Origin of the sequence: Actinoallomurus acaciae, assembly GCF_042429965.1 — a bacterium.
GTDB lineage: Bacteria > Actinomycetota > Actinomycetes > Streptosporangiales > Streptosporangiaceae > Actinoallomurus > Actinoallomurus acaciae.
Map to the genome: position 1 here is coordinate 1 of NZ_JBHLZP010001291.1, position 552 is coordinate 552.

At 45.5% G+C, this 552-nt stretch carries 1 protein-coding gene; it reads right to left on the minus strand.

Annotated elements, in window-relative coordinates:
* Positions 1-215: 215 nt before the first annotated feature.
* Positions 216-512 carry a hypothetical protein gene (locus tag ACFFNX_RS52130; protein ID WP_378213912.1) on the minus strand — a complete coding sequence of 99 codons (297 nt, stop codon included), beginning with the start codon at positions 510-512 and terminating at the stop codon, positions 216-218.
* Positions 513-552 lie beyond the last annotated feature (40 nt).

Below are 552 nucleotides of genomic sequence, written 5' to 3' on the forward strand. Positions count from 1 at the left end.
CAAATACAAGTTTTATTTATTTAAGCAATAAAAAAAATACAATTACATTATATTAGCTTACATTCCATGGGTTTGGGTAAGATAACAACAATATAAACTAGATTCGTAACAAATCACCAATTTAATATGTATCAACATTGATACTGAAGTACATGTCTTTTGCGAAACCCCATGGAAGCAGCCCGATACACTATATAAATCAAATACCCGATAACTTAACCCAACCAGGTGGGTAAGAACTTAATCCTACGTCCTTCAAGACTTGACAGCCCGTTCTCATACTTCAGCCCTTCAAGGTCCGCGAGCAAATCGTTACTGGGGTTGTCGCCACGCAGGGCCGACCTCTTAGCGACGCTGTGTTCTTTGGCTTCGGGAGTGGTAGACTCTTCAACCGACGGCACCACTGCAGGCACGGTATCAATAACCTCGATCACCTCCACCAAAGGCGTATCCTCAGGGACCGGAGACGCCACGGCGGCTGCCACGACGAGCGAGAGAAGGACGAACAACATTGAAGCCATGATCTTGGTGGGCCTCTAGAAACTTCTCCGC